The sequence below is a fragment of the Kitasatospora sp. NPDC004531 genome, assembly GCF_053602195.1.
On record NZ_JBSGDD010000133.1, the window covers coordinates 1 to 13,293 of the forward strand.

The 13,293-nt window shown below is 73.4% G+C and carries 11 protein-coding genes and 1 pseudogene; 4 read left to right on the forward strand and 8 right to left on the reverse strand.

The genetic code is table 11. The features are described 5' to 3' along the window. Window positions 1-136 precede the first annotated feature (136 nt). Complete coding sequence (locus tag ACWEMJ_RS31745; protein ID WP_452140591.1) at window positions 137-1,165, reverse strand: helicase associated domain-containing protein; 1,029 nt, start codon at window positions 1,163-1,165, stop codon at window positions 137-139. Window positions 1,166-1,295: 130 nt separating this feature from the next. Here ACWEMJ_RS31745 and ACWEMJ_RS31750 point away from each other — a divergent pair, with 130 nt between their 5' ends. Beyond that, entirely contained in the window at window positions 1,296-1,784 is a 489-nt protein-coding gene (locus ACWEMJ_RS31750) for a hypothetical protein (protein ID WP_452140592.1), read from the forward strand. Between the two features lie 285 nt (window positions 1,785-2,069). Here the strand turns inward: ACWEMJ_RS31750 and ACWEMJ_RS31755 are convergent, their stop codons facing one another. The 3 genes from ACWEMJ_RS31755 to ACWEMJ_RS31765 form a co-directional block, all read right to left on the reverse strand. Then, entirely contained in the window at window positions 2,070-2,759 is a 690-nt protein-coding gene (locus ACWEMJ_RS31755; RefSeq protein ID WP_452140593.1) for an AAA family ATPase, read from the reverse strand. Between the two features lie 443 nt (window positions 2,760-3,202). Then, window positions 3,203-4,507, reverse strand: a complete 1,305-nt coding sequence (locus tag ACWEMJ_RS31760) for a Tim44 domain-containing protein (protein ID WP_452140594.1) — start codon at window positions 4,505-4,507, stop codon at window positions 3,203-3,205. Window positions 4,508-5,047: 540 nt separating this feature from the next. Further along, window positions 5,048-5,779, reverse strand: a complete 732-nt coding sequence (locus tag ACWEMJ_RS31765; protein ID WP_452140595.1) for an MIP family channel protein — start codon at window positions 5,777-5,779, stop codon at window positions 5,048-5,050. Between the two features lie 678 nt (window positions 5,780-6,457). Here ACWEMJ_RS31765 and ACWEMJ_RS31770 point away from each other — a divergent pair. Then, window positions 6,458-7,084, forward strand: a complete 627-nt coding sequence (locus tag ACWEMJ_RS31770; RefSeq protein WP_452140596.1) for a dihydrofolate reductase family protein — start codon at window positions 6,458-6,460, stop codon at window positions 7,082-7,084. 167 nt (window positions 7,085-7,251) lie between these two features. Here the strand turns inward: ACWEMJ_RS31770 and ACWEMJ_RS31775 are convergent, their stop codons facing one another. Further along, window positions 7,252-7,755 carry a hypothetical protein gene (locus tag ACWEMJ_RS31775; RefSeq protein WP_452140597.1) on the reverse strand — a complete coding sequence of 168 codons (504 nt, stop codon included), beginning with the start codon at window positions 7,753-7,755 and terminating at the stop codon, window positions 7,252-7,254. Between the two features lie 686 nt (window positions 7,756-8,441). On the opposite strand from ACWEMJ_RS31775, the gene ACWEMJ_RS31780 reads away from it, so the two are divergent. Then, the gene (locus ACWEMJ_RS31780) at window positions 8,442-8,702 is read left to right on the forward strand and encodes a hypothetical protein (protein WP_452140598.1); all 261 of its coding nucleotides are present in this window, start codon (window positions 8,442-8,444) and stop codon (window positions 8,700-8,702) included. An 82-nt stretch (window positions 8,703-8,784) separates the two neighbouring features. On the opposite strand, the gene ACWEMJ_RS31785 is transcribed toward ACWEMJ_RS31780, so the two are convergent. The 3 genes from ACWEMJ_RS31785 to ACWEMJ_RS31795 form a co-directional block, all read right to left on the reverse strand. Continuing rightward, on the reverse strand, window positions 8,785-9,114 hold the full coding sequence (locus tag ACWEMJ_RS31785) for a DUF1330 domain-containing protein (protein WP_452140599.1): 330 nt from the start codon (window positions 9,112-9,114) through the stop codon (window positions 8,785-8,787). Between the two features lie 164 nt (window positions 9,115-9,278). Then, window positions 9,279-9,866 (reverse strand): GNAT family N-acetyltransferase, encoded by a 588-nt coding sequence (locus tag ACWEMJ_RS31790; protein ID WP_452140600.1) that lies wholly within the window; start codon window positions 9,864-9,866, stop codon window positions 9,279-9,281. 132 nt (window positions 9,867-9,998) lie between these two features. Then, window positions 9,999-10,970, reverse strand: a complete 972-nt coding sequence (locus tag ACWEMJ_RS31795) for an MBL fold metallo-hydrolase (RefSeq protein WP_452140601.1) — start codon at window positions 10,968-10,970, stop codon at window positions 9,999-10,001. A 165-nt stretch (window positions 10,971-11,135) separates the two neighbouring features. Between ACWEMJ_RS31795 and ACWEMJ_RS31800 the strand changes: the two are divergent. Further along, a pseudogene (locus ACWEMJ_RS31800) lies at window positions 11,136-13,293 on the forward strand (hypothetical protein); the annotation flags it as partial.

The following is a 13,293-nucleotide window of genomic DNA, read 5'->3' on the forward strand; positions in this document are numbered from 1 at the left end:
CCGGTACCCGCCGAGCCGGCCGACGCCGCGCAGCCCGAGCACAGGGCCGGCCGCCGCAACAACGCCCCGACCCACCGGACCCCGACCGGGCGGCGGTGAACGGCGGTCGACGAGAACAGCCGGCGGGCGGGGCGGGTCAGCCGGTGACGGTCCCGACGTGCCGGGTGAGCGCGTCCAGGAGCGCGGTCTGCCGGTCGGTCAGCTTGCCGTCGGTGCGGGCCTTCGCCTGCTTGCGCAGCCAGGCGCCGGGGCGGAACGTCGGGTCGTCGGCGCCTCCGGTGCGGTTGGCGGGGCCGTCGAGGGCGCCGCCGGCGGCGAGGCAGGCGAGCAGGCGACGGTACGAGCGGTTCCAGTCCGGCTCCAGGCGCCACAGCTCGTCCAGGGCGTCGAGCTCGGCTACCTGGTCCTTGGTGAGGCCTGCGGCTTTGCGCTGGCGGCGCATCCACGCGCCGACCGCGTAGTCATCCAGTCTGGTGGTGGCGGGGATCGCCAGGTGGCCGTGCCGGCGGTGGAACGCCTTCGCGTAGGCGGCCCCGCGTTCCCAGGCGCCCGCGTTCTTCGACCAGATCATGCCGAGCGCGTCCAGCTCCGAGACGCGGGCCGCGTCGAGCACGTGCCGGCCGTTCAGGTGGCGCTGACGGGCGAGCCAGGAGATCAACTCCGCGTGCTTCGTCTTGTCGGCGGGGTCGAGATGGCCGTGCTGGAGGCGGAACGCGGCGGCGACCGCGTGCATCCGCTGCCACTCGACCGCACGCGGGTTGAACGCCCGCAACTTCACGGTCTGCAGGATCTTCGCCGCGTGCTGCTTCGCGTCGATCTTGAGCCACTCGACCGGCGACTCCACCGGTCCCGCCGGCCGCTGCTCGCCCTCACCGGCCTCGGTGGCCTCGCCCCCGGCGGCGGCCGTGGCCGCGGTGGTGTGCGCGGCGCCCGGCGAGCGGTGGGCGCGCAGCTCGGTGATCCGGCCCACGACCCGGGCGTCGTGCGCGGCAAGGGCACGCAGGACCCGCCAGATCGCGCGGAACGAGGAGGCTTCGATCTCGGCGTCGGCCTCCGCCCCCACCGCCTCGCCGGCGCCATAGACCTCGACCGGGCCCGCGACGGCAGTGTCGTCGCCGACCTCGGGGGTGGGAATGTAGACCGGCACCGTCATCGAAACCGGCACCGACTCCTACCGGCTCACCTCCACCCGAGCCCGAGCTGAGAACACCGCCAGCTGAACCGTCGGGCCCCGCCCTACGAGTTCCCCGGGCGTGATTGATCATTGCCGGCCCACGCTCGGTGATACTCATCCAATGACTTGGTTCGAGCGGGCCCAGAAAGCGGAGCAGTCAGGTGACTGGGATACGGCTATCGCCCTGGTGAGTGCCCACGCCGAGTGCTACTCAGTGGACCACTATGCCCACAACAACCATCTGTGGCACATGGACCTGCTCGCCTGCGCGGAACGGATCACAGAGCTATCGGATCTTGCCCGCACTGACGTCCACGCACGCAGGCGGCTCAACCGATCACTTCGTGGCCGAGGGATGGAAGCGGAGCTCTACGAGCGCACCGAAGACGGCGACCGCGACGCCCACTACTGCCTGGTCCGGCTGCTCTGCGAGACAAACCGGACCAAGCAGGCCCGCCGAACCGTTGAGGCGCTCGCTCCCGGGGATCAACACGCCCAGGAGATCATCGCCTGCTCCGAAGCGTCGTCGAGCCAGGCCCAGTCACACCGTTCAGCCACGCACTCATCATCCGGTGCCGCCATAACTGGTGAACATTCACGGCTTCCTTGATCGATAAGTGCCGCCCAAAGTCATCGATAAGTGCTGTCACTAGAAGTGAACGAAGCCACACGGTGGATCGCCGCCGGTGTGAGTGCCCAGACGACACCCCCCGATCCGGCCACCCGATGCGACCCCGGCCAGATCGACCGGGCCATGGACGCGCCACGCGGCGGGAGCAGGTACCAGACCGGAACCGCCACAAGGCGGACAGGCCCCGTTGCCCCACCCGCACGGCAGCGTCCGTCGGCGCAGGCAGCGGGGAACCGTTCGCACAGCCGGCCCGCCCACCCACGGCTACACGACGGAAACGGGTGCCGGACCAGGGTCGCCACAGGGCGGACAGGACCCGCCACTCCTCTGATCGGCGACATCCACGCAGGCGGCAAGAGCCTTGGCCAAGCGGTGCGGGAAAGTGGCGCGGGGGTGACAGTCGACGACGGGCAGGCGGTGGGCGTGGGCCTGGTCGGCGAGCCAGTGGGAGTACCTGGCGCTGACCTCGGCGCGGGCGGGCTGCGGGCCGTCGTCGGGCTCGCGTTGGGCGTAGTTGGCCCCGATGCGGGCGGGGTCGCCCTCGTGGAGGAACACGGCGCGCAGGCGGCGACAGTGCCGGGCGGCCTCGGCGGCGGCGAGAGCGGCGGCGCGGGGGGTGAGGTAGTCGCCTTCGACGACGGCGGGGACGTCGACACTCAGCCGGTTGCGGACGACACCGAGGACGGCGTCGTCCAAGGCTTGGGCGGTGGCGATCTGCAGCTCCAGAACACGGTCGGCATCCGGTTCGGCTCCGGGAGGCCAGGGGGTCGTGAAATGGTGCAGCCCGGGATGGGTGGCCGGGGTGGTGGCGCTCTGGAGGGCCGCGACGACATCGTCGAACTCGACCGTGAAGGCGCGACGGGAGGCGGCGAGACGGGCAGCGGCGTGGCTTTTGCCGACGCCGGAGGCGCCACCGATCAGCAGGATGTCCCAGGAGTGCTCGTCGGCGCGCATGAGGAACACGCTATCGCGGCACAGGACGATGGCTGCGGGGCGATGGTGCGAGAACGGGCCGGTCCGGGGCCGGGGGTCGCGGGTGAGGTGTTCGCCGACGGTGGCCGTCGTCGGTGCGGAGCGGTGTGGGTTGGGCGCCCGCAGCAGGCCGCTGTCGCCGGTCGCAGGAGCCCGCCCCCGGCGCGGCCACGAACCGGCCTGCGGCTGTGGGTCGCTCGCCGGTGCGGGGGGCGACCACCGGCGGCGGCGCGAGGTCGGGCCGGTGCAGGGCGGCGGCTGGCGGGCCCTCGTGGGCGCTGAAGGTGTCACGGCCCTGGTGACGGCCGGCCGGGCGTTCGCGACGGGGCCGTTCCTGGGGCGGAGGAACACGCGGCCCCGGCGGCCCGCAGTAGGGGCGGCCGGGGCGGTTCGGTGGCTGCGGGGCTTGACGGCGCAGGGGCCGGCTACTGGACGTGGGCGGCGGTCACGGTCCAGGCGGCGGTCGGGGTGTCGTCGAGGCGGAGGTCGAAGGAGAGGGTGATCGGCCTGCGCCGGTGGGCGTCGCCGCGGAGCACCTGCTCGGTGCGGCGGTCGACCTCGTAGTAGACGCCTTCGGCGTCCGCCGAGACGCGGAAGGCGATCGGGTCGCGGGAGACCAGGGAGCGCACCGTGACCGCGGTGACGGCGGCGTCGCGAAGGACGGTGCGGTCGGCGGTGCGCACGGGGGTGAAGTCCAGGCTGCCGTCGTTCATGATCCACTCTTCGAGGAACCGCTCGACGGCCACTTCGAGGACCGCCCGGTCGAAACGCCCGTCCAGGACGCTCAGGTCGCCGGCGGCGCTGTCCGCGTCCGTGGTCCAGGAGATGTTGGTGAGCGACAGGACATCGCTCACGCCTCGGGCGGCGGCGCTCCGGCCGGCCACTTCGAGGACCGCTTCGCGGGCGACCTCCTTCTGGTCCCAGCCGTCCGTCTCGATGGCGCCGGTCAGGTGGTGCGCACCCTCGGCCGCCTGTTCGATCGACGACACGATCCACTCCCCCGCCGGGCTCTTGCGCAGCGTCCAGTACTCGACGGGCCGCGTCGAGCCGTCCTTGCGCACGGCGTCGGGCCCGTGGACGCGCCGGACGTAGTCGTTGAGGGTCGCGGTGATCCGGAAGGTGACGGTGTCGTTCACCTCGCCCGCGCGGTTGGCGACGTCGACCAGCTCGACCACCGGGCCGGAGACGATCTCCACGACGTTGACCTCGCCGCGCGAGTCGTAGTCGCGCAGTTCCTCGGCCCACTTGCCGTAGAGCACCGGGGAGAGGATCTGCTGCAGCGTGGCGTGGTCGCGCCGGGTCCAGGCCTGCTGGGCGGTGGTGTACAGCCAGACGGCACGCTGTTCCAGCGCGGCACGGTCGAAGGTCGCGTCGGTGTCGGCGATGGCATCGACACGGGCGCCGACCTGGGCGGCGCGCTCGCGGGCCTGGGCGTCCGCGCGGTGCGCCGTGCGGTCCGAGACCGTGTTCAGACCGGCTGCCTGCTGGGCCTTGCGGCGCCGACGCCTGAGCCACAGCACCAGGAGGACGATGGCCACGAGCACCAGCAGCGGCAGAAGCCCGCCGCCCCCGCCGTAGCCGAACCCGAAACCGTAGCCGAACCCGAAACCACCGCCCCCGCCGCCGGTCGAGCCGTGCGAACCGCCACCGCCGCTGAAGCCGTGGCTGCCGCCACCCCCGCGGGCGTACGCGACCGTCGGGCCGCTCAGCGCGATGACTCCACCGACCACAGATATCCACCGACGGGCACGCACCGGGGGTCCCCCTTCACCGAAACTTCCGAGCTGCTGCTCCGTGCGAGCTTACAAGCGGAACCGGACGGGAGGAGGGCGGCCCCTGCGCAGCCGGCCGATCCGAAGGGCGGGCCGGGACGGCCGACAGCGGGCCGGCAAGGGCCTCGCGCGGGCACGCGACTCGACATGGGCGCGGAGCTCTCGGACGTCGCGGCAAAGACGAAGGCGGCAGTGTGCGGGTGGGGTCGGCATCGGGGCGGGCGGCCGCGCAATTCTGCTGTGCTGTAAGGGAGTTCGGTGTTCCCTGCGGAAGGGCTCGCGCGTCGTGCCGTCCGGGTGGACGGGCCGTGGAGTGGCGGCGGCGCTCGGGGTCGGGGCGCAGCGCCTGGTGCGGTGACCAGGAGGTCGGGCGGTGTGCGCCCCACGGCGGGTCCCGGTTTCGCCCGGCGTGCCGTCCAGCAGCGGCAGGCGGGGCGGAGGGGCGGATGCGCGAACGGCCGGACCCGCGGTGCGGTTCCGGCCGTTCGCGTGCAGGGGTTACGCGCGCGCGTCGGTGAGCAGGGCTTCGGCTGCCGGGACGTTCGGGCGCGGGTGGGTCAGCAGGTGCACGGCCGCCGCCAGGGCGCCGCCGACCAGCGGGGCGAGCAGGAACAGCCACAGCTGGGACAGTGCGTCACCGCCCGCGAACAGCGCCGGGCCCAGGCTGCGGGCCGGGTTGACCGAGGTGCCGGTGAGCGGGATGCCCACCAGGTGCACGACGACCAGGGCCATGCCGATCGGCAGCCCGTCGAAACCGACCACCGCCAGCCGGTGGGTGACCGCCAGAACCACGTACACCAGCAGGAACGTCAGGACGACCTCGACCAGGAACGCTCCGGTGGCGTTGATGTGCACCTGGGAACGGTCGCCCCAGCCGTTGCTGCCGAGCCCCCCATGGGTCTCCAGCCCCGGTATCTGCCTGGCCAGCAGCAGGACCACAGCCGCACCGGCCACGGCGCCGAGCACCTGCGCGATCCAGTACGACACCGCGGTACGCCCGTCGATCCGACGGGCCAGCAGGAACCCGAGCGTCACCGCCGGATTCACGTGGCAACCGGAGATCGGCCCGAGCGCGTACGCCAACGCGAGCAACACGAACCCGAAGGCCAACGCGATCCCGACCGAGCCGATCGAGTCCCCCGCGAGCACCGCCGCACCCACCGCCAGCACCACCAGCAGCAGCGTCCCGAGGAACTCCCCGACCACCGCCCGCCTGTCCGCTCCACCCATCGCTACCGGCCCTCCTGCCTGTCAGGACAGACGGCCCCACGCTGCCCGCACCCGGCCAACCCTCGTCGACCGATCGGGGGAACGCATGTCGACCGGACGGCGCAACACCGTTTCCACGGCGCGTCCGCCTGCCGAATTACTCCGAACGCATGAAACCGTACGAAAGATCAGAGACCAATGCAAAACGGAAGCAAAACGGGCAGATGGGGACGGGCCGGGCGAATGACCGGACGTCAAGCCGCCGAATCGTCAACATGGAAGCGAGCGGGCGAAGTCGGGACGGCGGGGGCCGGGGAGGCGACGGGGCGCGAGGCGGGCGGGCGTCGGCAAGGCCCGCGGTGGGGGCGGCCATGGAAGCGCGGGGCGGACGTCCCCTTGCGCCTGGGGACGCGCCCCGTCGCGGGAGCCGGCGAGTGCGCCGAGGCGCCCGCGCCGCCCCCGCCCGGCGCGGGCGGCCGTACGACGGTCACAGGGACAGGCGCAGGTCGAGCACGGCAGGCGTTCACGTGGGCAGCGACGACGACCACTCCGGCGCGGGTGGGGTGCGGTGCGGAGGTTCTGGGGCGCCGTCGCGGTGCACGGACGGGCGGCAGGGCATCGGCGTGGCGATGAGTCTTACGCCCCCGGCCCGTCTACACCTCGACAGGGAACGACCGTCTTCTCACCGGGAGTACAGACATGGGCGCCATCCACATCGAACTGTTCGCAACCCTCGACCTCGTCGGCCAGGCCCCCGGCGGACCCGAAGAGGATCCGTCGGGATCATTCCCGTTCGGCGGTTGGCAGGCCCCGCTGGCCGACGCCACCACCGGTGCGCAGATCGCCGCCTCCTACGAAGGGACCGACGCGCTCCTGCTGGGCCGCCGCACCTACGACATCTTCGCGTCCTACTGGCCGCACCAGAAGGAAGGGTGGGTCGCCGAGCTCTTCAACCGCATCCCGAAATACGTCGCCTCCCACGGCACACCCCCGCTGCCCTGGCAGGAATCGTCCCTCCTCGGGCCCGACCTGCCCCGCGCGGTCCAACAACTCCGCGAACGGCACGAGCGCGTGAAGGTCGTCGGCAGCCTGAATCTCGTCCAGACTCTGCTCCGCGAGCGGCTCTTCGACCGGCTCGATCTGTGGATCCACCCGATCCTCCTCGGCACCGGGAAGAAGATCTTCGAGGAGGGCACGGTGCCCACGAACCTGACGCTGCTGCAGCCGCCCGCCACCGCCGCCACCGGCACCGTCTTCCTGCAGTACCGCCCCGCCCACGGCACCCCCGCCACCGGCGACATGAGCGCACACGACAACACCCGCTGAGCACCGCGAACACGGCGGCGAGGAACGCCGTCAGCCCCGGACACGCACCCGAAGCCGGGGCGCAGCGTCGGGTGCGGCGTCCGGGCGGTCGGGTGGTGTTCGCCCCTCGGGCGGGTCGTGGTTTCGCCGGACGGCCGCCAAGCAGGGCCTGCCGGGGCCCTCGGCGGCTACAGGGCGCGCAGCAGGAATTGGGTGGTGGTGTAGCCGGCGCCGCCGGAGCAGGCGTAGTTCTGCTGGCTGGCCGTGTAGGTGAATCCGGACGGGACGGAGCAGGCCCACATGCCGGTCACGGGCTTGTAGAGCAGGAACTGGCTGGTCTTGTAGCTTCCGCCGCTGGAGCAGGCGTAGTTGCTCGCGACGCCGGTGTAGGTGTAGCCGGGCGCGTTGGCGCAGGCCCAGAGGCCGTCGGCGGGCGGTTCGGCGTAGAACTCGGTGGTCTGGTAGCCGCTGCCTCCCGAGCAGGCGTAGGAGCTGCGGGAGGAGGTGTAGGTGTAGCCGGTCGGGACGGAGCAGGTCCAGAAGCCCGAGGTGATCGTGGTGGCCCCGGTTCGGGGGGCCGGGGTGGCGGCGGCCGGGGTGCTCGCCGTAGTGAGGGCGGTGACCAGGGCGAGGGCGGCTGTCGCCGTGGCGGTGAGCAGTGCACGGGGCACGCGGAAGGTCGTACGCGGCATGGCGGGTGCTCCTGTCGGTTCGTCCATCGGGCAGAGTCAACGGGTCGGGCCGGCCGGGCCTGTGGGCCTGGATCCGGCCGCCGCAGGGCGCGCGCCGGAAGACTGCCAGGGGCCAAGGCCCCCGACAAGAGCGGTGCCGCGCGGTCCACTGCATTCCGGCCGCCACCGGCACCTCGGCCTGCCTGCGGGCCGGGACGGGACGCACTGCCCTGCCAGGACGTTCGGCGGGGAGGGAAACGGCGCGGTCCGCCCGTCGGGGGCCGCGCGCTGCCGGGCAGGGTTCGTGTCCGTCACCGGATCACCTGGGCGGTCTGCCGAGCCGCCACCCGCTCGAACGGAGGACGACCGCGCGAGCGCCGCGAGTTCGGCGGCCGCCCGGCCCGGCCCGCGCACCGGGGCAGAAGGGCCGGCGGGTCGGAAGGTCGATGCACCTGCCGTGTCGGTGGTGGTTTTTGATGGTGCGTCAGGCAGCGGAGGGGCAGGGCCTGCGCCCGGTGGGCGACCACCCCAAGGGTGAACCTCGGATCCGGTTCTCTCCCGCAGGCGCAAGGGTTTCTGACTGGTAGTCAGCGCCACACGGACGCAAGGCCCCTTTGCGGGCCGCCGAAGCGCGTGGCTATCTGATGATCGGCAGGGCGGACACAGTGGCCCCGCCACCGAAGCGAACTACTCGGAGGAGATTTCCCATGCGTGCTGTCCAGCGTGTTCTGGCCCTCGGCGCCCTCGCCGCCCCCCTCGTGATCGGCTGCGCGGGGCTCGCCTCCGCGCACGAGGAGCCGAGCGCCCACTACGTGCACGGTGACTTCGTGGCGGGGCCGGCGGGTGCGGGTGAGGACTTCATCGGCTCCTTCGTCTCCGAGCACGGCGTCGAGCACATCGCCGGTGCCGTCTTCGCGGGTGACGAGGGTGTTGCCGGCACCGGGACCGACTCCGGCGCCCAGTTCTGATAGCCGAGGTCTCACCTCGGATCCGGTGCCCGGCGGGAGGCGTCCCGCCGGGCACCGCTGTGTTTGGGCGCGGCGGTGGGGGTCAGGGCTTGGTGAGGCGGTGTTCGGCCCGGTAGGCGGCGGGGACGCCCTCGGTGATGATCACGTCGGCGGTCATGTGGCGGGTGCGCAGGTGCAGGATGTCCTGGTAGGCGGGTGAGCGGTACCAGGCGTGGGCCTGCCGGTGGTCGGGGAACTCGATCAGGATCAGGCCCTGGTCGCCCCAACTGCCTTCCAGGGTCTCGAAGTTGTTGCGGTGGACGAGGAAGCGTCCGCCGAAGGCGTCGAGGGTGGCGTCGATGCGCCGGAGGTATTCGGCGATGTCGGGGCAGAACTCGACGGCGTGGACCTGGGCGAGGGCATAGGCGGGCATCGTGACGCTCCCGGGCTCGGGTTCGGGGTGGTGTCGACGACGCTACGTCGCGGATCGGGTGGGGCGAATCCGTCACGGATAGGTAGGGGGAGCGTGGACGCGGCCCGGCCCCGGGGTGGCGGGGCCGGGCCTGCGGGCGGCGGCCTGCGGGCGGCGGGCGGCGGTCAGGCGTTCCACTCGCGGGCGAGGACGGCGTAGACGCGCTCGTCGCCCCAGCGGTCGCCGTCGAGTTCGTTCTCGACGAACTGGGCCTCAAGGCGCATGCCGAGGCGCTCGCAGACCCGGACGGAGGGGGTGTTGAGGGCGTCGAGGCGGGCGTAGACGCGGTGGACTCCCAAGGCCTGGAAGGCCGTTGAGACGAGGGCGCGGGCCGCTTCGGTGGCGTAGCCCTGGCCGGCGCAGCGGGGGTTGAAGACCCAGCCGATCTCGGCCTGGCGGGAGCGGGCGTTGGTGAGGATGAGGACGACCTCGCCGAGGACGCCGGGCTGGTCGGTCCGGCAGACGGCCCACAGGAGGGTGTCGTTGTCGGCGCTCCAGCCGGTGTGGGCGCCGCGCTCGATGATGGACGTCTCGCAGCCTTCGCGGGTGAGGGCGGGGCGGTAGAGGTAGCGGACGACCTCGGGCAGGGCCTGGTAGGCGTAGCGGTCGTCGGTGTCGGCCACGGTGAACGGGCGCAGGGTCAGGCGTTCGGTGGTGATGGCGGCCGGGATGGCGGGCAGGTCGGTCTCCGGGGCGTGTGCGGCCTCGGTCATGGGCTCCCCCTGGTGGTGTCATGGTGGCGTCCGCACACCATAGTTGACCGTGGGACGGGGGCTCGTTCGATTTCGATGCGGGGCCGGATTGCGGGGTCCTCGCGGTGCCCGGCGGGCACCGCGAGGGGTGGGTCAGGCGCGCAGGCGGAGGGGGGCCAGGTGTTCGGGGCGGATGACGTGGGTCAGTGGGGACAGGGCGCGGATCTGGTTGATCGTGCCGTCCAGGTCCATGCCGGTGTCGTGGACGGCGGGCTGGGTGAGCGGGGTCTCGAAGTCGTCCCAGTGCACGGGGATGACCGTGCGCGGGTTGTCGAGGGCCTTGAGGAAGCGCGGCACGTAGCGGTACACGCTGTGGGCGGTGCTCTCCACGGACAGCATGGCGATGTCCGGTTTCAGGCCGGCGTAGTGCTGTTCGACCAGGTCGGCGGCGCCGGTCAGCAGGGCGGACGGGCCGTTGCCGATGCGGACCTGGAAGGCGAGGGTGTCGCCCTCGGGGAGGTCGGCGATGGTCTCCGGCACCGTGGTGGTGGGGCCGGAGAGGGTGCCGGGCGCCCAGTACTGGTGCTTGGCGTTGCGGCTGTGCAGGGCGGCCGCCACCTGGACGGTGATGCCGTGGAAGTCGAGGTACTCGCCGCCCTTGACCACGATCAGCTGCTCCGGTTTCACGCCCATCGCCCGGAGCAGGAAGCAGGTGGTGGCGGTGCCGACGACGCGCACGCCGGGCTGGGTCTTGGCGATGTGCGGGACGTCGTTGAAGTGGTCCCAGTGGCTGTGGCTGACGAGGACCAGTTCGGGTTTGCCGATGTGCGGGTCGATCAGCTCGGGGACGCTCTTCAGGCCCGTCTTCGGGTCGAAGCCGTTGGTCGGGAAGCGGGTGAGGTAGGGGTCGAAGAGGACGGTCCGGCCGCTGCCGTCGATCCGCCAGCCGCTGTTGCCGAGCCAGGTGTAGACCGTCTCGCCGCCCGTGCCGCTGCCGGCCGGTTCCGGGTCGCCGCTCTCGGCGGCGGTCGCGGCGGTGGCGCCCGCGCCGGCCATCGGCAGCAGGGCCGCTCCCGCGACGGCCGTCCGCAGCAGGCCCCGTCGTCCCATCGTGTTGTCGTTCATACGTGGACGGACGACCGCAACTGTCGCTTTGGTTGCGCCTTCTGATCGTCCGTCATTTCGGATGCGCACGGGGCCGGGGCGGATCCTGACCGGCGGTCCGGGCCGCGCGCTAAGGTGGCTCCCGTTGTTTTCGGGGGTGAGCGGGGCGTCACGGGGAGGCCTGTAATGAGTGGGGACTGGACCAGCGAACTGATCGTCCCGGACGGGGAGTCGGACGCGGCGGGGCCTGCGGGGCCGGTCGCGCTCGCGCCGGACGGGTACCGGCCGGATCCGCGGATGACGCGGCAGCAGTGTGCGGACGCGGTGGCGCGCGGGGGCTGGCTGTTCCGGGCCGACGAGGGGCACGATCCGGACGGGCCGGTGCCGGTGGGCGCCGTGGAGGGCGCCTGGCAGGTGGACGACCGGGGTGTGCCGCTGCGGTTCTGGGCCAATCCGCGCTACGGCGCGCCGGTGCCGGAGCGGGCCGTCGTGGACGCCGCCGCGCCGCTGCCGCCGCTGCTCGCCGGCCGGCACCCGGCCGGGCGGGCGCTGCTGGGGTGGCTGGAGGATCAGCAGGCACCCAGGCTGTGCCGGGTCGCCGGGTCGAGCGGCAGCGGCCGCAGCCACCTGCTGCGCTGGCTGACCGCCGCGTGCCCGCCGGACAACCCGCACACCGGCCGCCGGGTCGACGTGCAGCTGTCGGCCGCCGAGACGACCGTGGACACCTTCGTGTGGCGGCTCGCCGGGCTGCTGGGCGTCTCGGCGGGCGATCCGGACGAGCTGGTCGCGGCGCTGATCGACGGGGTGCCGCGGGTCGTGGTGGTGACCGACCTCGACCGGGCGGGCGCGGCTTCGCTGCCGGACGCGGCCCGGCGCATCGCCGCCGAGGTGCTGCGGCCGCTGCTGCGGGTGCCGTGGCTGCGGATCGTGCTGGAGTGCGCCTCCGACACGCCGGCCGCGGCGGCGCTGGACGTGCCCGCGGCCGTCCTCGACCTGGACCAGCCGCAGTGGACCGATCTGGACGCCTTCACCCGCTGGGCCTCGTCCCTGGCGGACCGTCCGCTCCCGGCGGAGGTCTACCCCTCCCCCGCGCTGGCCCTGCTGGCCGCCCGGACCGGCGACGGCATCCTGCTGGACGCGGGTGCCTCGCTCGCGCGGCGGGCCGAGACGCTGGCCGAGACCTGGTGGGAGTCGCTGCCGGAGATCGTCCAGGGGCCGGTGGTGACGCTGGCCTCGGTGCGCGGGCCGCTGGACGCCGAGCTGTGGGGTGAACTGCCCGGCAGCCTCGGCCCGTTCGCGGTGGAGCAGGCGCTCGACCTGCTGCTGCCGGCCGATCCGGACGGACGGTACCGGATCTGGCCGGACACCTTCGCCGAGCGCCTCGCCCGCGACGGGCTCGACCACCTGTCGATCCGGCAGAACGTCCTGCCGGATCAGCCCGGCCCGAAGGACGCCGACCGGCTCGGGCTGGTGCTGCGGCACGCGGTGCGGACCTCGGCCCCGGTGGCGGACCTGCTGGCGGATCCGGCGGTCCTGGTGCACGCCGATCCGTCGGCGGTGGGGCCGGCGTTGGAGCACGACGGTGGCGGCGACGGTGCGTCGGCGCGTCGGGCGTGGTGGTCGGCCGGGCCGGTGGTCACCGCCGCCGAGGATCCGCGGGAGCGGGCGGCGGCGCTGCACTGCTGGACGGCCGGGCAGGACGGCGGCGGCGAGCTCGCGGAGCGGTTCGCGCGGCTCGCCGGGCTGGACTGGCGGGTGCGCTGGGCGTTCGGGCGGCGGGGCGACGCGGTGCGGCTGCTGGCCCGGAACAACGGTGCGGCGGGCGCGGGGCAGCTCGCGGTCGCGGTCGGCCGGGAGTTGGAGCTGCTCGACGCGGCCGACGGGCGGGCGCTCGGCACGATGCCGCTCCCGTCGGCCGACCTGGCGGCCGTCGCGCTGGCCACCGGTGTCGACGGCGGTGCGTACGTGCTGCGGCGCAGCGGTGAGGTCGCCGGGGCCGGTGCGGCGGTGCGGCAACTGCTGGCCTCGCTGGACGCCGGGGCCACCGCGATCGCGGTACGCGGCGGGGAGCCGCGGGCGGTGGCGGCAGGTGACGCGGCCGGGCGCCTCCTGCTGCTGGACGAGCGGGACGGGGCGGAGGTGGTGCGTTCCGACGCGGCACTCCACGACGGGCCGGTGACGGCGCTGGACCTCGCGTCGCACGGCGGGCACCCGCTGCTGATCAGCGGCGGCGCGGACGGCGTCGTCCAGGCGTGGACGCCCGGCCGTGGCCTGCTGTCGGCGCCGCTGCCGGGCCGGGACGCGGCGGTGACCGCCGTCGGCGTCGCCGCCACGCCCAACGGCC

Coding starts and splice junctions, on each gene's coding strand:
- ACWEMJ_RS31750 (WP_452140592.1), top strand. CDS start 1,296: ATGACTTGGTTCGAGCGGGCCCAGAAAGCGGAGCAGTCAGGTGACTGG.
- ACWEMJ_RS31755 (WP_452140593.1), bottom strand. CDS start 2,759: ATGCGCGCCGACGAGCACTCCTGGGACATCCTGCTGATCGGTGGCGCC.
- ACWEMJ_RS31765 (WP_452140595.1), bottom strand. CDS start 5,779: ATGGGTGGAGCGGACAGGCGGGCGGTGGTCGGGGAGTTCCTCGGGACG.
- ACWEMJ_RS31770 (WP_452140596.1), top strand. CDS start 6,458: ATGGGCGCCATCCACATCGAACTGTTCGCAACCCTCGACCTCGTCGGC.
- ACWEMJ_RS31775 (WP_452140597.1), bottom strand. CDS start 7,755: ATGCCGCGTACGACCTTCCGCGTGCCCCGTGCACTGCTCACCGCCACG.
- ACWEMJ_RS31780 (WP_452140598.1), top strand. CDS start 8,442: ATGCGTGCTGTCCAGCGTGTTCTGGCCCTCGGCGCCCTCGCCGCCCCC.
- ACWEMJ_RS31785 (WP_452140599.1), bottom strand. CDS start 9,114: ATGCCCGCCTATGCCCTCGCCCAGGTCCACGCCGTCGAGTTCTGCCCC.
- ACWEMJ_RS31790 (WP_452140600.1), bottom strand. CDS start 9,866: ATGACCGAGGCCGCACACGCCCCGGAGACCGACCTGCCCGCCATCCCG.
- ACWEMJ_RS31795 (WP_452140601.1), bottom strand. CDS start 10,970: ATGAACGACAACACGATGGGACGACGGGGCCTGCTGCGGACGGCCGTC.